Annotated in this window: 15 protein-coding genes; 8 read left to right on the top strand and 7 right to left on the bottom strand. The window is 40.9% G+C overall.

Annotated features, from left to right (window positions below):
* From KQP79_RS07735 to KQP79_RS07715, 5 genes are all read right to left on the bottom strand, one after another.
* Positions 1–432, bottom strand: coding sequence for an acetyl-CoA carboxylase biotin carboxyl carrier protein (locus KQP79_RS07735; protein WP_004300895.1), 432 nt, complete (start codon positions 430–432; stop codon positions 1–3).
* Positions 433–456: 24 nt separating this feature from the next.
* A complete protein-coding gene (locus KQP79_RS07730) occupies positions 457–1,377 on the bottom strand; it encodes an OadG family transporter subunit (RefSeq protein ID WP_032851526.1) in 921 nt (306 codons plus the stop codon).
* 31 nt (positions 1,378–1,408) lie between these two features.
* The gene (locus KQP79_RS07725; protein ID WP_004327014.1) at positions 1,409–2,962 is read right to left on the bottom strand and encodes an acyl-CoA carboxylase subunit beta; all 1,554 of its coding nucleotides are present in this window, start codon (positions 2,960–2,962) and stop codon (positions 1,409–1,411) included.
* A 28-nt stretch (positions 2,963–2,990) separates the two neighbouring features.
* Positions 2,991–3,395, bottom strand: coding sequence for a methylmalonyl-CoA epimerase (gene mce / locus KQP79_RS07720; protein ID WP_004311398.1), 405 nt, complete (start codon positions 3,393–3,395; stop codon positions 2,991–2,993).
* Positions 3,396–3,570: 175 nt separating this feature from the next.
* Complete coding sequence (locus KQP79_RS07715) at positions 3,571–4,569, bottom strand: GNAT family N-acetyltransferase (RefSeq protein ID WP_117683584.1); 999 nt, start codon at positions 4,567–4,569, stop codon at positions 3,571–3,573.
* A 239-nt stretch (positions 4,570–4,808) separates the two neighbouring features.
* Here KQP79_RS07715 and KQP79_RS07710 point away from each other — a divergent pair, with 239 nt between their 5' ends.
* The 3 genes from KQP79_RS07710 to KQP79_RS07700 all read left to right on the top strand — a co-directional run bounded on the left by KQP79_RS07710 (position 4,809) and on the right by KQP79_RS07700 (position 10,749).
* Positions 4,809–8,048, top strand: a complete 3,240-nt coding sequence (locus KQP79_RS07710; RefSeq protein WP_061448641.1) for a SusC/RagA family TonB-linked outer membrane protein — start codon at positions 4,809–4,811, stop codon at positions 8,046–8,048.
* A 24-nt stretch (positions 8,049–8,072) separates the two neighbouring features.
* Complete coding sequence (locus tag KQP79_RS07705) at positions 8,073–10,097, top strand: RagB/SusD family nutrient uptake outer membrane protein (RefSeq protein ID WP_004300878.1); 2,025 nt, start codon at positions 8,073–8,075, stop codon at positions 10,095–10,097.
* 109 nt (positions 10,098–10,206) lie between these two features.
* Complete coding sequence (locus tag KQP79_RS07700; RefSeq protein ID WP_008644880.1) at positions 10,207–10,749, top strand: beta-class carbonic anhydrase; 543 nt, start codon at positions 10,207–10,209, stop codon at positions 10,747–10,749.
* A 4-nt stretch (positions 10,750–10,753) separates the two neighbouring features.
* On the opposite strand, the gene KQP79_RS07695 is transcribed toward KQP79_RS07700, so the two are convergent.
* A complete protein-coding gene (locus KQP79_RS07695) occupies positions 10,754–10,972 on the bottom strand; it encodes a hypothetical protein (RefSeq protein ID WP_008644882.1) in 219 nt (72 codons plus the stop codon).
* A 122-nt stretch (positions 10,973–11,094) separates the two neighbouring features.
* On the opposite strand from KQP79_RS07695, the gene KQP79_RS07690 reads away from it, so the two are divergent.
* Genes KQP79_RS07690 through KQP79_RS07670 form a run of 5 tightly spaced genes read left to right on the top strand, consistent with a single transcriptional unit; the run spans position 11,095 to position 13,895 of the window.
* Positions 11,095–11,631 carry a nitroreductase family protein gene (locus KQP79_RS07690; protein ID WP_004327009.1) on the top strand — a complete coding sequence of 179 codons (537 nt, stop codon included), beginning with the start codon at positions 11,095–11,097 and terminating at the stop codon, positions 11,629–11,631.
* Positions 11,632–11,633: 2 nt separating this feature from the next.
* The gene (locus KQP79_RS07685) at positions 11,634–11,969 is read left to right on the top strand and encodes a hypothetical protein (RefSeq protein ID WP_004311402.1); all 336 of its coding nucleotides are present in this window, start codon (positions 11,634–11,636) and stop codon (positions 11,967–11,969) included.
* A gap of 7 nt (positions 11,970–11,976) precedes the next feature.
* On the top strand, positions 11,977–12,771 hold the full coding sequence (locus KQP79_RS07680; RefSeq protein WP_004311403.1) for a Rossmann-like and DUF2520 domain-containing protein: 795 nt from the start codon (positions 11,977–11,979) through the stop codon (positions 12,769–12,771).
* Positions 12,752–13,273: a KdsC family phosphatase gene (locus tag KQP79_RS07675; protein WP_004300872.1), complete on the top strand. Its 522-nt coding sequence runs from the start codon at positions 12,752–12,754 to the stop codon at positions 13,271–13,273. The genes KQP79_RS07680 and KQP79_RS07675 overlap by 20 nt, the downstream gene beginning before the upstream one ends.
* Before the next feature lie 40 nt (positions 13,274–13,313).
* The gene (locus tag KQP79_RS07670; RefSeq protein ID WP_004300871.1) at positions 13,314–13,895 is read left to right on the top strand and encodes a Maf-like protein; all 582 of its coding nucleotides are present in this window, start codon (positions 13,314–13,316) and stop codon (positions 13,893–13,895) included.
* A gap of 183 nt (positions 13,896–14,078) precedes the next feature.
* Here KQP79_RS07670 and KQP79_RS07665 read toward each other — a convergent pair whose 3' ends face one another.
* On the bottom strand, positions 14,079–16,286 hold the full coding sequence (locus KQP79_RS07665) for a tetratricopeptide repeat protein (RefSeq protein WP_004300870.1): 2,208 nt from the start codon (positions 16,284–16,286) through the stop codon (positions 14,079–14,081).
* Between the last annotated feature and the right edge of the window lie 5 nt (positions 16,287–16,291).

The raw sequence follows: 16,291 nt of genomic DNA, 5'->3' as shown, positions 1-16,291 counted from the left end.
TTATTCAATAATTACGAGGTCATTACCTTCAAGAACAGAGTCTCCCTTGTTGACGTTGATGGCAGTAATCTTACCGTCCTTATCCGCATTGATATTGTTTTCCATCTTCATGGCTTCCAATATGATAATGGTCTGTCCTTTCTTTACAGTATCGCCTACATTCACTTTGATGTCGAGGATCACACCCGGCAGCGGAGATTTTACTCCTGATTTTCCGGTAGACGGAGCGGTCGGTTTCACTACTTGAGTAGGAGCAGCAGGAGCATTAGGCATCGGGCGTACTGTCACGGGTTTCGCAACAGGCTTCGGCTGTTTCTCCATTTCTACTTTATAGTGTGTACCGTTCACTTCTACATGAGCGATATTATCTTCAATATCTCCGATGGTTACTTTATATGAGTTACCGTTGATTTTATATTTATATTCTTTCATCGTTTTAACTTTTTAAAAGGTGACTTACTTTCTGGGAGGAGTTTCACGCAAAGTGTAAATCTTCGAACTCCATGGTGAGTAACTGCGTTTTACGCGAGTGATGGTCAGTACCGTTTCTTCTACGTCGTGCACTTCATCCTGCATTTCGTGCAATGCCATAGAAATAGCAGCGTATACTTCGCCCGGAGCCTGTGACAGTTCCTTAGCTTCATGCTTGTCAATGCCTTTAGATTTCATAGCGTTGCGCTTGCTCAAATTAACAGCTACTTTTCCTACAATCTTAAAAGCAATAAAGAGAAGAATCAATCCGCAGAATACTACGCTCATGGCAGAAATGGACATTCCAACGCCATCAGCATCGTGTTCTTCAAACTTTTCCATCTTGGAATTGCTGTCAAGAGTCTTGTTGTTGGTGCTCGGAGTCACGTATTTGTCACCGCTTCCACTTTTTACTTCCCATTCAGCTGCCCCGTCGCTTACACGAGCGTATGATTGATTGGGACCGAGAGTGCCTGCGGGCACTACAATCTGGTCGAGCAACTTCTTGCCGGAGTCGAACAGACCAACCCAATTAGCTGTTTCCGGATTCAGCTTGAAGCTGGTATGGAAAGTACCACGGTTAGGTTCGCCATCTGCCCAGAATAGTGCATGTTGGCGGGGTTTCACTAAGGTAAGTATATCACCTTTCGGGATAAAATAAGTAACTGTATCGCCCGGTTGGCTGCTTACTTTCAGCAAGCAAGCTGCCAGGTCGGCGCTACCGAATGATTTATTGAATATTTCAATCCATGCGCTGTGCAATCCGTAATCGTCCTGAAAATTACTCTGATTGTCTATCAGGATTTCGTTTAGCACCAGCTTATTGTTCGACTTTTGCTCTCCACAAGAAGTCAGACCAATCAGCAACAGCAAAGAAAGGAATATTCCGATTTTGGTTTTGTTCATAATCGTTCTTGTTTTAATGTGAAAAGTAGGATTACAACGGAATATTACCATGCTTCTTAGCCGGATTGCTCAATTTCTTAGTCTGCAACTGCTGCAAAGCACGGATCACACGGAAACGTGTGTTGCGCGGTTCAATCACATCGTCGATGTAGCCATATTTAGCTGCATTGTAAGGATTGGCGAACAATTTCGTGTATTCTGCTTCTTTCTCTGCAAGGAATTGAGCAGGGTTTTCCTGATCTTTGGCTTCGCGTGCGTACAATACTTCTACTGCTCCTGCTCCACCCATTACTGCGATTTCAGCAGTCGGCCATGCGTAGTTCATGTCACCGCGAAGTTGCTTACAGCTCATTACGATGTGAGAACCACCGTAGGATTTACGCAATGTAATCGTAACCTTAGGCACAGTAGCTTCACCGTAAGCATACAACAGTTTAGCACCATGAAGGATAACGCCATTGTATTCCTGACCTGTTCCCGGAAGGAATCCCGGTACGTCTACCAACGATACGATAGGAATATTGAATGCATCGCAGAAACGAACGAAACGTGCACCCTTACGAGATGCGTTGCTATCGAGCACACCAGCCAGATACTTAGGCTGATTAGCAACGATACCTACCGATTGTCCGTTGAAACGGGCGAAACCGATGATGATATTCTTTGCATAATCTTTCTGGATTTCAAGGAATTCACCGTTGTCCACAATAGCGCCGATCACTTCGTACATGTCATACGGTTTAGTAGGGCTGTCGGGGATAATATCGTTCAAAGAATCTTCCAGACGGTCGATTGGGTCTGTGCAATCTACATAAGGAGCTTCTTCGAGGTTGTTTTGAGGAATATAACTCAACAGTTTACGAATCAGCTCGAAACCTTCTTCTTCTGTTTTAGCGGTGAAATGAGTCACACCTGATTTAGTGGAGTGAACGCTTGCGCCACCGAGGTTTTCCTGGCTAACGTCTTCACCTGTTACGGTCTTCACAACTTTTGGTCCGGTAAGGAACATATAAGAAGTACCTTCCATCATTAGCGTGAAGTCGGTCAGAGCCGGAGAATAAACAGCACCGCCGGCACAAGGACCGAAGATACCTGAAATCTGTGGGATAACACCGGAAGCAAGGATATTGCGTTGGAAGATTTCTGCATAACCTGCCAAAGCGTTGATACCTTCCTGAATACGTGCACCACCCGAGTCGTTGATACCGATACAGGGAGCGCCCATCTTCATGGCTTGATCCATGATTTTACAAATTTTCAATGACATCGTTTCTGACAGTGAACCGGCAGAAACAGTGAAGTCTTGTGCGAACACATATACCAGACGTCCTTCGATCGTACCGCAGCCGGTTACTACACCGTCTCCCGGGTAATGTTTTTTCTCCATGCCGAAGTTCGTGCATCTGTGCTCAACGAACATGTCCATTTCTTCGAAGCTACCCTCGTCAAGCAGCATAGCCAGACGCTCGCGTGCTGTGTATTTCCCTTTTTCGTGTTGCTTCGCAATTGCTTTTTCACCGCCTCCGATACGTGCTACGGCACGGCGTTCAATAAGCTCTTTAATTTTTTCAAGTTGATTACTCATGAGTTCTTGTTGGTTTTAGAGTTTATGATTAATGTTCGCAGAGTTCTGTTAACACACCCAAAGTTGATTTCGGGTGAAGGAAAGCGATATTCAAACCTTCAGCACCTTTGCGGGGAGCTTTGTCGATAAGGCGGATTTCTTTGCCTTCTGCCTCTGCCAGCGCATTGGCTACGCCATCTTCTACAGCAAATGCGACGTGGTGAACGCCTGCACCTTTGTTTTCAATGAATTTGGCAATAGTACTCTCCGGGCAAGTAGGCTCCAACAGTTCAATTTTTGTTTCGCCCACTTTTAAAAAAGCAGTTCTTACTTTCTGATCTTCCACTGTTTCAATGTTGTAACACTTCAGACCTAATACATTTTCGTAGTAAGGAAGGGCTTCTTCGATGCTTTTTACAGCAATGCCCAGATGTTCAATGTGTGAAATCTTCATAACTATACTTTTTTTATTTGGTTTTAAATCTGTGCTTATAAGGCATAAAACAGCACAAAGAAAGACATTTCTTATCTAATAAAGAAATATTTCTGCATTTAATTATTGGATTATTAAACAGAAAAAATGGTGGGAAAGGAGCATAAAACATTGTTTTGTAATCTTGAGATTACATTTAGACATAAAACTTGACTAAGAGTTTGTTCAGCCAACTCCAATTGATGCGGAACCAACGGCGGGTACTGCTTTGTTTTCCTCCGAAGCGAAGAACGAAATCACGATAACCGTGTTTACGGAACGGAAGTCCTACATCCATAAATTCCATGTGGCGGAATCCCCGTTGGTGTGCGTCTTCCAATGCTTTCCAAACGGCTAGCACACCCGGATATTGAAGTGCGTATGTCTTTCTCATTCCTCCGGAAAACCAAAGGTATGCGTCGTCTCCCGAATAGATACAGACAGAACCGCCAATGATTTTCTCTTTGTATTTCACAACGAATATTTTTGCCTGTTGTCCTTTGATTAACATATTGTTCATGTGGCGGAAAAAGTCGTTGGCAGGGAAATATCTGCGTATGCGGGAGGAATAAACCTTGTGCAGCATCCGTGAGAAATCGTGTATTTCTTCCACGGTATGTGCCTCCTCTACTTTGGCTCCATTCTTGAGTCCTTTTTTTATCTGACGGATGCGCGACGGGCTGAACCGGTCTTCCGTCTTTTTCATACTGTGCAGCGAATTGCGTACCCGCAGCCAGTTGACAGGGAAATAATCATTGGCACGGAAAACCCGGTAACCGAACATCGAATTGTTCAGGTTCCGGAATTCGATCAGGACACAGCTGCGCGATGCTTCTTGTGTGAGATGTTCGAGCATATCGCCGAAGACTTCTTCTGCCTTTTCTTTGTTGGTCGAAAGAGACTCGTCCAGAAATTCGCCTTCACTATATACTACACAATGTTTCACTAAAGAAGAAGGGAGCCACTTCTTTGCTTTGCGGATGGCAGCAAGCAGGCGTGCCACCGGTCTGCCGTCTTCTGTTGCCACTATTAATAAAGGAGTATACCCAGGAGTTGCTTCATAAATCAGAAATAACTCTTTGGAATGGAAGGTATTTTTTCCCGGCAATTCAGGAATATCCTTCCCATGATAATATGTTGTTAGTTTCAGTGGCATCTAGGTACAAATTTACACTTTTTATTCTTTATTCAACAACAAAACAAAGAATTTGTTGGAGCTGCTTGAAGTAAAGTATAATATATAGTTGCGTATTTAATGGAGAAAATATATTTTATAGAAGAAATATGGTATGAAAAGTGAGTACGTATTAAAATTAGATTCGTCTTTAATTAAGATTATAATCGAATAGTTTTTGCAAAACAACGAGAATTAATATTAACTTTAAATTAGAACGAATGAGATGTAATGCATTTGTTGAAGCATGGAAGAATCATCATAGACGCGCTTCCATGATTTTAGGGTTGTCTTTATTGGCTGCCCCTCTGTCATACGCTGTTTATGCAGAAGATGGAGTTTCTAATACTATGGTGCAAGTTGTCACACAAACGAAAACTGTGAAAGGAACTATCATCGATGAAAGCGGGGAGCCGCTGATTGGAGTTTCTATCGTTGTGAAAGGAACAAGTACAGGTACGATTACCGATTTTAACGGTAACTTCTCTATCGATCTTCCGGCGGGAAGAAAAGAACTGGTCATTTCTTATATCGGTTACAAAGAACAAACGGTGACTGTGACGGGCAACGGACCGGTCAATGTGAAAATGGTTTCGGACACACAGGCATTGGATGAAGTAGTTGTTGTGGGTTACGGTACGATGAAAAAACGCGATTTGACAGGAGCTATCACTTCTGTAAAAAGTGAAGATGTAGTGATGAATCCAAGTTCAAATCCGATGCAGGCTTTACAAGGTAAGGTGGCAGGATTGGATATTACGCGTGAATCGGGACAGGCCGGTTCGGGAGTAAAGATGCAGTTGCGTGGTAACCGGTCATTCCAGAAGGATTCCGGAAATCCTTTATTTATAATTGATGGTATGCCGGGGGATTATTCTACATTGAATCCGAATGATATTGAAAGCATTGAAGTTTTAAAAGATGCTTCTTCGACAGCTATTTATGGTTCAAGTGGTGCGAACGGTGTTATTTTAATTACTACTAAAGGTGGTAAGGAAGGCAAAGCAATTGTTAATTTTAATGCATACGTAGGTGTAAACGGCTGGTCAAGGACTCCGGAGATGCGTAGTGGAGAAAGTTATATACAAACCTTGAGAGATGCATCTGTTGGTGCTGGCGATGGACGTTGGAGCTCGGTTGCTGATGATAAAAATCTGTTTACTACTGATGCTGAATGGAATGCACATCAAAATGGCCAATATATAGATTGGGTGGATGCTTTGTTGAAAACCAGTGTAACACAGAATTATTCTGTTTCTGTGGCTGGTGGAACGGAAAAGACAAAGGCATATTTTTCTCTGAACTTCTCTAATGAGGATGGGCAGTTTGCACAAGATAGCTATAAACTTTATTCATCTAAAATCCGGGTAGATCATAAGATTAAAAAGTGGATGAAGGTGGGCATTGATGCTCAACTGTCTTATGTACATCAAAATAAAGCTGATTCTGATTTACAGACTTTGATGGCGTCAAATCCTCTTGGATCCTTGTATAATGAAGATGGAAGCATCAATCCGCAACCTGTTGCCGATCCTTCATCTACAGTATATAATTATCTTTTAAATGAGGATAAAAGTTTGTACCGCAATCAGGCTCAAAACCTTAAGGTCTATTTTAATCCTTACTTGGAAATCACTCCTCTTAAAGGGCTGACTTTTATTACTCGTGCTGGTGCTAGTTTGGGATATTCACGTAGTAACACTTTCACAGGAGAGGGGTCTGTTCAATGGTATAAGGCAAATCAAACGGCAGATGGCATTAAGGCGCAAGTTAAGGACAACCGTTCGTATAATTATAAGTGGGAAAATATACTTACTTACAATTTCCAGATTAAGAAAGTGCATGATATAACTCTTACTGCAGTTACATCTTGGAACCACAATCGTAGTGATGTCACTACTTTGTATCAAAAAGGTGTTTCTGATAATAAATTCTTATGGCATAATATTCTTGATGGTAATTCCTCAACTTCGGGAAGTACTTCTTATAGTATGTCTAAGGGGATGGGATATGTCGGCCGTTTAAACTATTCATATATGGGTAGGTATTTATTCGCTGCATCTGTCCGCCATGACGGCTCTTCCAGACTGGCAGAAGGTAATAAATGGGATACTTTCCCGGCTTTTTCTTTGGGATGGAGAATCTCTGATGAAAAATTTATGGAGAGTACGACTAACTGGTTGAGTAATCTGAAAATTCGCTTCGGATATGGTGTTACGGGTAGTACAGCGGGTATTGATCCGTATTCGTCTGCTGCATCATTGGATGCTACTGCTGTAAATATGATATTAGGAGGTGTTCTGACGCCGATTTATAAATTCTCACAGAATATTCCGAACTATTTGCTTACATGGGAAAAGTCGTATAACACGAATATTGGTATTGACGCTGCATTCTTAAATAATCGCATTGATGTCAGTATGGAATATTATAATACAAAAACAAAAGATGTTATATGGAACAAGGCACTTCCTGTTATTAATGGAGCATTCTCCCCGGATGGCGGACCTAAAGCGAATTATACTACTAATTTAAATATGTGTGAGACTAGCAATAAAGGTTTTGAGTTGGCTCTTAATACACGTAATATTATAACAAAGAACTTTACCTGGAGTTCAAGTGTAACTTTCAATCATAATAAAGAGAAAATAACCAAATTGTCCGGTGGAGATTCAGATGTGCTTAATAATGGTGACACCGGTTATGCATTGGCATTGGGAGAAGCTATTAACTCTTATTATCATTATAAGTTGGATGGTGTATGGCAAAAAGGTGAGGAAACTGATGCGGCGGTATTTGGTGCTGCACCTGGTGATTTGAAAATCAATATACCTAATTTAGTAAAAGAATCTGATGGTAGATTCTATAAAATAGATGAAGAAACGGGTAGTGCTGCTGTAGATGAAAATGGTAATGTTATTTATTACACTTCTGATAATAAATATACTCCAAGTGATGCAGATTATCAAATTCTGGGTCACAACTCTCCGGATTGGTCTTTAGGATTCCAGAATAATTTTACCTGGAAGGATTTTGATTTAAGTGTGTTTGTTTATGCACGTTACGGACAGATGTTTGCTTATGATATGTTGACGTCTTATGACCCGAAGGGTATACGTAACTTCCCGACCTATTTTAATTATTGGACTGAAAACAACCCTTCAAATGATTTTCCTGCCGCCAATGCTAATAAAGGTCTCGAACAATATACGGGATATTACGCATTACGCTATGTAGACGGTTCGTTTATAAAGATTAAGAACATTACATTGGGATATAGTCTGCCGAAATCTATCTTAAAATCAGCCGGTATAGAGAAGTGTCGTTTCTATGCTACCATTACAAATCCGTTTGTATTTGCGAAAAGCCATTTGCTGAAAGACTATGATCCCGAAATGAATGGTTCTCTGAAGTACCCATTGACCAAACAATTTGTATTTGGTGTAAATGTTACATTCTAGTTTTTCACTAAAAAAAGTATTGAAATGAAAAGTACAATCTATAAAATAGCAGCGCTTACATTCGCTGTGGCTTCAATGTCTGCCTGCTCGCTTGATGAGTATAATCCAAGCCAAAAAACAGGAGATGAAATTCTTGCAACGTTCGATGGGCTTAAAGGATTACAGTCTTATTGTTATTCATCACTTTACGGGCAGTTATTCAGTGTCTATGATTTCTTGTCTGTGGCTGAAGGTGGTACGGACTGCTGGATAACTCCTGCCGGTAATCCGGATTATGCCAAGCAGGTGATTTATTATGATGGTTTAGCTACGAATACGAATGCTACAAATAAATTATTCGGTCAGGCTTATTCTATGATCGGTAATTGTAATGCAGTAGTAAACAGGGCTGAATTACTAACGGATGGCAATGAAAAAGATATAACGACGTTAGTGGCTGAAGCCCGCTGTCTTCGTGCGTTTTATTATTCCATATTGGTGAATACGTATGGAAATGTAACGTTAACATTGGAAGAATCGTCTCAAGATCCTATTTTGACTCCGCAGCGTAACTCTATTGAAGAACTATATACGCAGATAATTGATGATTTGAAATTTGCGGCCAATAATCTTGAAGATACTCCTTATGATAATAATCGTGCGCGTGTGACTAAGAAAACCGCGTTAGGACTTTTGGCTCGCGTTTATGCTCAAGGTGGTGGCGAATATGGGCTGACAGAAGAGGGAGTATCTTATTGGCAACGTGCTAAAGAAGTGGCAGAGGACATGATTTTAGCGTATGGTGACTGTCTGTATGATGATGTGGAAGATGTTTGGGCTCCGGCAAATAATCGAAATAATAAAGAAGCTTTATTTATTGCTGCCGGTCCGGATGCTACGAATTTGGAGAACTGGAATGCTGGAACACAATGTAATAACAACTTTACTTATATGTATCCAAAGCCAAATACTCTCACTATTTATCCTACTCCGGATAATCAAAATTATTGGTATGGACGTACTAATAATAATACGTTGGCACCTTCCAAATATTTGCTGGATTGTTTTGATGCTGATTATGATAAGCGGTGGGAAGTAACCTTTACTACGGCTTTTGTACAGTTTTCTGCCGTACAGTCAGGAGGTAGTTATTTATTTACTAATAAGAAGCAGACATTGGATGATGGTACAAAACCAAAAATTGGAACAAAACATGGCGTAAATGATAATATTAGTTCATTTACAATTCTTACTCAAAATATAATCGATACTTATGGATTGGATGCAAAATTCCATAATGAGTATATTTATCCTTATGGTGATTTGAATTATACATATTATGATGGAACTTGGGCGCCCAAAATGATAGCCAAGGTTTGGCCGAAAGGTGAAAATAGCGGTGATCCTTCCAAATTGCAGGAAGTGAAGAACCCCTATGTGATACCTTACCCTGTAGCTGAAGATGATGATAGAATCTGTTTCTACTTATCAAAGGAAAGACTTTCGGATGCGGAGAAAGCGAAACGTAGATATTATGTAATCAATATTGATGATTTGTTTGATAACGGACAATATCGTAAAACAGATATAAAAGTTACTAATGACAAAAATATGTACCCTGGTTTCAACAAATACAATTGGTTGTCGGAAGATTCATATAGTAGCAATTTGCAACGTAAGACAGGTGATGTGTTCATTATGCGTATGGCTGAAGTATATCTGATTGCAGCTGAAGCTAACCAACAATTAGGAAATGGCGGAAAAGCTGCTGAATATTTAAATGTACTGAAAAAGCGTGCCGCTCGCAATGATGCATCTTACAATGCTATGAAATTGAGTAATGCTACACAGAATGATGTTATGGACGAATATGCTCGTGAATTATGTGGAGAATATCAACGTTGGGTATTGATGAAGCGTCACAAAGATTCTTTTAAACAACGTCTTGCTGTTGGTAATCCTCGTGCAGCTGAAAATTTTGATGAAAACAAGCATTATTTGCGTCCGATTTCTTTTAACTTCTTGAGTCAGATTGATAATGCAGAAGAATATGGAAACAATGGGTATTAGTACTCTTACAGATTAAATTTAGATTAAAGAGGGGATATGTCGTGATGATATGTCCCTTTTTTCTATATCTTTGTATCATCAAACAGAGCTTTATAATTTAAGCGGAACTATGATAGAAGAAATTTTAGCTTACAACAAGCAATTTGTTGAGAACAAGGGATACGAATCGTATATTACCAATAAATATCCCGATAAGAAAATAGCTATTCTTTCCTGTATGGACACCCGACTGACAGCTTTGCTTCCAGCCGCATTAGGAATTAAGAATGGCGATGTAAAAATGATAAAGAATGCAGGTGGCGTTATTTCCCATCCTTTTGGTAGCGTGATCCGGAGTTTACTCGTAGCTATCTTTGAACTGGGTGTGGAGGAGATAATGGTGATTGCTCATTCTGATTGTGGAGCTTGTCACATGCATAGTGAAACGATGCTTGAAAAGATGACGGCGCGGGGGATAAATCCGGATTATATTGACATGATGCGCTTCTGCGGAGTTGATTTTCATGTCTGGCTGAATGGCTTCGAAGATACGGAAAAGTCCGTGAGGGGAACAGTCGATTTTATCGTGCGTCATCCTTTGATTCCTTCAGATGTGACAGTTTACGGATTTATTATCGATTCTACAACTGGAGAATTAACACGGATTGTATAATAAACTATCTTTTTAATTCCTCTAAATATAGTGACGCTATCTTGATGACAAAAAAATAAGGCAGCTTTTTATCGGCTGCCTTTATCTTTCTGCGGTTATATACTTTCTTTGACTGGTGCACTCGTTGGTGACAAATAGGGTGCCCGTACATCTCTATTTCTGCCTCACGGCTAGCTTTACGATTCGCTTTAATGTAATCGTCTTGTGTAATTCGCTTTTTCATAATGAAATTATTTCTCTGTGCAAAGATACAATATATTCTTCATTTAGTATAAACTTTTATTTCCTATTACGCTCGGTTTGCATTATCTTTGCATACATTAATCAAATGAAACCGGAAATAATATGGAAAATTTCAGTGAATTAATAAAGAACCGTCGTAGTATGCGGAAGTTCACCGATGAAGAATTGACACAAGATCAGGTAGTTGCGTTGATGAAAGCAGCTTTGATGTCCCCTTCTTCCAAACGTAGTAATAGTTGGCAGTTTGTAGTGGTTGATGATAAAGAGGTATTGAAAGAATTGTCTCATTGCAAGGAACAGGCTTCTTCGTTCATTGCCGATGCAGCTTTGGCGATTGTTGTAATGGCCGATCCGTTGGCCAGCGATGTTTGGATTGAAGACGCTTCCATTGCTTCCATCATGATACAGTTGCAGGCTGAAGATCTTGGCTTGGGAAGTTGTTGGGTGCAGGTTCGCGAACGTTTCACTGCCACCGGAATGCCTTCCGATGAATTTGTCCATGGAATTTTGGATATTCCCTTGCAACTTCAGATTCTTTCTGTCATTGCTATCGGACATAAAGGGATGGAACGTAAACCTTTCAATGAAGAACATCTTCAATGGGAGAAAATTCATATTAACAAGTTCGGAGGAAAATAAGTATGGGAGCTGCTAAAGCGAATAATAGTAAAGATACCTATCTGGCTACTGCTGTTACCTTTATCGTTATCGGAGCACTTTATCTGATTGATAAACTGATTCATTTCTCTTCCATTGGACTGCCTTGGGTGATGAATAAGGACAATATGCTATTGTACGCCTCGATCTGTTTCCTTATTTTCAAACGCGATAAATCAATTGGTTTTGTGTTGCTTGGGCTTTGGCTAGTGATGAATATCGGTTTGGTCATGTCCTTATTGGGTTCGTTATCCGGATATCTGTTGCCATTGACACTGCTCATCATCGGAATCGTTTTATTCTGGTTTGCAAAACGATAAGAGAATAATGAAAAGAAGTATAGAAGATACACCGATCGTGTTTATCGGTGCAGGTAACTTGGCTACTAATCTGGCGAAAGCTCTTTATCGTAAAGGTTTCCGCATTGTACAGGTATATAGCCGGACTATGGAATCTGCCCGTACCTTAGCCGAGAAAGTAGAAGCTGAATATACAACAGATTTACAGGCAGTCTCCAAAGATGCAAAATTGTATATCGTATCGTTGAAAGATGATGCTTTAGTAGATTTGTTACCGCAGATAACAGAAGGAAAGCAAGCGTCTTTGTTGGTGCATACGGCAGGAAGCATTCCGATGAGCGTTTGGGAAGGGCATGCAGAACGTTACGGAGTATTTTATCCGATGCAGACATTCAGCAAACAACGTGAAGTTAAATTTCAGGAAGTGCCTTTCTTTGTTGAAGCGAAAAGGCCGGAAGACGTGGAATTGTTGAAGGCTGTTGCCGCCACACTTTCGGAAAAGGTCTACGAGGCTTCTTCCGAGCAACGTAAGAGCCTTCATTTGGCTGCTGTTTTTATCTGTAACTTCACCAATCACATGTATGCATTAGCAGCTGATTTGCTTGAAAAATACAACTTGCCTTTCGATGTCATGCTTCCGCTGATAGATGAAACAGCACGTAAAGTCCACGAATTGGCGCCACGTGATGCACAGACCGGACCCGCTGTTCGTTACGATGAGAATGTGATGAGTAATCATCTTGCCATGTTGGTAGATTCTCCGGCATTGCAGGAAATATATAAACTAATGAGCAAAAGTATCCATGAGCACCATCAATTATGATTTATCCCGTATCAAGGCTTTAGCTTTTGATGTAGACGGAGTATTGAGTTCGACAACCGTACCTTTGCATCCTTCCGGAGAACCGATGCGCACGGTGAATATCAAAGATGGGTACGCCATCCAGTTGGCTGTGAAAAAAGGACTTCACATAGCTATCATCACCGGTGGCCGGACAGAAGCGGTACGTATCCGTTTTGAGGGACTGGGAGTGAAGGATTTATACATGGGTTCTGCTGTGAAGATACATGATTATCGTGCTTTTCGTGATAAGTACGGATTGACCGATGATGAAATTCTATATATGGGTGATGACGTACCGGATATTGAAGTGATGTGTGAGTGCGGACTGCCATGCTGCCCGAAAGATGCCGTGCCGGAAGTGAAATCCGTTGCAAAGTATATTTCTTATGCAGACGGTGGTCGTGGATGCGGACGTGATGTAGTGGAGCAGGTGCTGAAAGCTCACGGTCTATGGATGGTGGAAGACGCCTTCGGTTGGTAACTTAATCATAAATAATCGTTGTTTAATAACGAATAAAACCATGCTTGATAACTTAAATAAATATCAGATTATATTAGCTTCCAATTCTCCCCGTCGGAAAGAACTGATGTCGGGACTAGGAGTAGACTATGTAGTCAGAACATTGCCGGATGTAGACGAGTCATACCCGGATACATTGGTAGGTGCTGAAATACCTGAATATATTGCCCGTGAAAAGGCGGATGCCTACCGTACCATGATGAAGCCGGGAGAATTATTGATTACGGCAGATACCATAGTCTGGTTAGATGGGAAAGTACTTGGGAAACCGGAGGGTAGGGAAGGAGCCATTGAAATGCTTCGCGCTCTCTCGGGAAAATCTCATCAGGTTTTCACAGGGGTTTGCCTGACTACTACTGAGTGGCAAAAAAGCTTTACCGCTTCCTCCGAAGTGCTGTTTGATGTCTTGTCGGAAGATGAAATCCTGTATTACGTAGATCGTTATCAGCCAATGGATAAGGCAGGAGCTTATGGCGTTCAGGAGTGGATCGGGTATATCGGGGTTAAATCAATTTCCGGTAGTTTCTATAATATTATGGGGCTTCCCATACAGAAACTGTACGGAGAGTTGAAAAAGCTGTAGTAAGTATCTTGAATATATCTGAATATATCAGTGTAATAAACTTATTGATTACATGAAATACATAAGATATACTTAGTCCAATAATGCACAAAGGCTACCTCAAAATAGAAAATGAGGCAGCCTTTTTCTGTATTTTTAAGCAGGAACATTTACTGAATATCCCAAACTGAAAGATGTGGAAGACTATAATAAATCCAACATCAGAGGAATATCTTCTTCCCGAATTCCTTGTGTGAGAAGAGCTTCTTCATCTTTATGGAACATTTCCAGGAATCGTTCCCGGTTTCCACTAGCCGTAATGGCTTTTCCATAGAAAACGGACGCTTTCTGAATATCTCCCATCACCCAGGCAACATGTCCTGCATTCATATAGTCAATAGCCAGAGGCTTTTGTTCTATTATTTTTTCATAATACTTCATCGCCTGTTCATGTTTCTGGCTGATAAATGAACACCATCCGATACCACGCCATGCCTTAATACAGTTGTTCTCGATGAAATCCAGTTTGAAGAAATAATTCAGTGCTTCTTCATATTGCCCCAATTCGGCCAGACAGCTACCGATATGGAAAGTCACATTGGTATCTTCCGGAGCAGCTTCTTCTACCTTCTTATAATAGGTGATTGCTACCTGGTAATTTCTGTTCAACCGATAACAAATAGCCAGATGGCGATTGTTCCAGATATTATCCGGTTTCAACGTGTCTGCTTTCAGGTAAGCCTGGATAGCTTCTGCATATTTCTTTCTTTTCTGCAATGCATAGCCAAACTTCTGGTAATATTCAGCACTCTCTCCTTCGAATCCGCCAATCGTTTCCAACTCTTCATAAATTTCAATAGCCTCGTCCCAACGTTCCTTTGACAGGTAGAAATCGGCAATGGGGAATAATACATCTTCCCAGTGCAATATATTGTCGAGTGCAGGGACATGATGAAGATCGAGCTTCTCTTTAAAAATATCTCTGAATTCACTCTTGCGCACACTAAGTTTGAAGAAACGATACAAATCGTGCAGGTACTGGTTGCTGACCGTTCCCGGACGTTCATTGAATTTCTTCATCGTCTCAACATTCGATTTCTCCGCCAATTCTGCAACCTGTTGTTCATTCAGTTGGCTCAACATCATATCCTGTTGTGACTGTGGCAATTGATGGATCGTGAAAAAGAGAGAGTACTTATCACTGTTACTGAAAAATCCCGATTGAAGAATTAAATCCAGTAGACTGCCTCCCTGATTTCCTGCCTGCTTCATTGCCTTGAGCACATTAGACTGTTGCTTGCTGAATGGATAAAACCAGTTATGCACCTCGCGGAAGAACGGATAGTTTTTCAAAGCCGCAAAAGTACTCATATATACATCTGCACCCTCCAACTGCAATTCGTTCATTTCACGCAATTTATCCCCCAGTCCGGATTTCTCGAATGCATCTTCCCAATCCGGATTCATGTCGTTGTTCTCTTCATCGCTTTCTTCAAAGCCGAACCGCATATTTTTCATGGAGGAAACATTCTTCAGCATTTCGGGAATAATCTCCTCCCTCATCTTTTTGTCAATCTTTTCCGTTTCCTGACATAATAGCATTTGGCGGTAAATGCGAGCGACATCTTCTCTGAATGAAGGAATTTCTTCCATGAGATCCACTCTTTTTATCAGTTCCGGATAGAAAGTAAGTCGGCTTCTGTAAATGTGGAAAATAATCATCGCACCAACCAATGCCCGTTGGCTGACGTTGACGTTGGGATGCTCGTAAGCATCAAGCAACCACATTATTTTTCGTAAGTCGAAACATTCCATCAAGCTCAATGTGAGGGCACTGACAAATAAGCATAAGTCGTCTCCCGGAAGTAATTCCGAGGCAAGCATGGCTTTTGCATCTTCCTCGTCTTCGGGAGTCCAGGCACTGTTCGTCCATGTTCTGATAAACATAAACTTGAGCGTGTCCTCATGCCGCTTTAATACTTCATCCATCTTTTCGTCAGACAGTAATCCACTGACTGCCAAGTCGTCATTAAAAGACTCCAGTATGTGTAATATAGTTTTAAGACCATAGTTTGACAAATCTGGCGATTTGGGAGTACGTCGTACTTCATGATAGTATCTTGATGAAGCGTTATCCAATATGAGCAAACGTGATTGGTCGGCAATTCCCCACGTGTCTGATACCATTTTCTGATACAGATTCCATCGTTCAGGGTCATTTGCTCCCTGTTTCATGTATTCCAGCATATATTTGTAGGAAGTCTGCAATTGTTCCAGGCGAGTGCGTAGATCCCAGTCAGGACACTGCCACAGCAGAGATTCCAACTGCATCAGAGCTTCCTTGAGCCTTTTCTCTTCAAGTAAGGTACGTATATATGCGTATTGTTCATTAATCGTTTTTTCGTTCATCATTATTT

It is taken from the genome of Bacteroides sp. DH3716P (assembly GCF_025914115.1).
GTDB lineage: Bacteria > Bacteroidota > Bacteroidia > Bacteroidales > Bacteroidaceae > Bacteroides > Bacteroides ovatus.
The sequence above is the reverse complement of the archived record's forward strand: the minus strand, read 5'-3'. Positions and strand labels throughout refer to the sequence as shown.

What these genes read in the sequence shown, in the direction of transcription:
- KQP79_RS07735 (WP_004300895.1), bottom strand. Translation starts at nt 432, where the DNA reads ATGAAAGAATATAAATATAAAATCAACGGTAACTCATATAAAGTAACC.
- KQP79_RS07730 (WP_032851526.1), bottom strand. Translation starts at nt 1,377, where the DNA reads ATGAACAAAACCAAAATCGGAATATTCCTTTCTTTGCTGTTGCTGATT.
- KQP79_RS07725 (WP_004327014.1), bottom strand. Translation starts at nt 2,962, where the DNA reads ATGAGTAATCAACTTGAAAAAATTAAAGAGCTTATTGAACGCCGTGCC.
- mce (WP_004311398.1), bottom strand. Translation starts at nt 3,395, where the DNA reads ATGAAGATTTCACACATTGAACATCTGGGCATTGCTGTAAAAAGCATC.
- KQP79_RS07715 (WP_117683584.1), bottom strand. Translation starts at nt 4,569, where the DNA reads ATGCCACTGAAACTAACAACATATTATCATGGGAAGGATATTCCTGAA.
- KQP79_RS07710 (WP_061448641.1), top strand. Translation starts at nt 4,809, where the DNA reads ATGAGATGTAATGCATTTGTTGAAGCATGGAAGAATCATCATAGACGC.
- KQP79_RS07705 (WP_004300878.1), top strand. Translation starts at nt 8,073, where the DNA reads ATGAAAAGTACAATCTATAAAATAGCAGCGCTTACATTCGCTGTGGCT.
- KQP79_RS07700 (WP_008644880.1), top strand. Translation starts at nt 10,207, where the DNA reads ATGATAGAAGAAATTTTAGCTTACAACAAGCAATTTGTTGAGAACAAG.
- KQP79_RS07695 (WP_008644882.1), bottom strand. Translation starts at nt 10,972, where the DNA reads ATGAAAAAGCGAATTACACAAGACGATTACATTAAAGCGAATCGTAAA.
- KQP79_RS07690 (WP_004327009.1), top strand. Translation starts at nt 11,095, where the DNA reads ATGGAAAATTTCAGTGAATTAATAAAGAACCGTCGTAGTATGCGGAAG.
- KQP79_RS07685 (WP_004311402.1), top strand. Translation starts at nt 11,634, where the DNA reads ATGGGAGCTGCTAAAGCGAATAATAGTAAAGATACCTATCTGGCTACT.
- KQP79_RS07680 (WP_004311403.1), top strand. Translation starts at nt 11,977, where the DNA reads ATGAAAAGAAGTATAGAAGATACACCGATCGTGTTTATCGGTGCAGGT.
- KQP79_RS07675 (WP_004300872.1), top strand. Translation starts at nt 12,752, where the DNA reads ATGAGCACCATCAATTATGATTTATCCCGTATCAAGGCTTTAGCTTTT.
- KQP79_RS07670 (WP_004300871.1), top strand. Translation starts at nt 13,314, where the DNA reads ATGCTTGATAACTTAAATAAATATCAGATTATATTAGCTTCCAATTCT.
- KQP79_RS07665 (WP_004300870.1), bottom strand. Translation starts at nt 16,286, where the DNA reads ATGATGAACGAAAAAACGATTAATGAACAATACGCATATATACGTACC.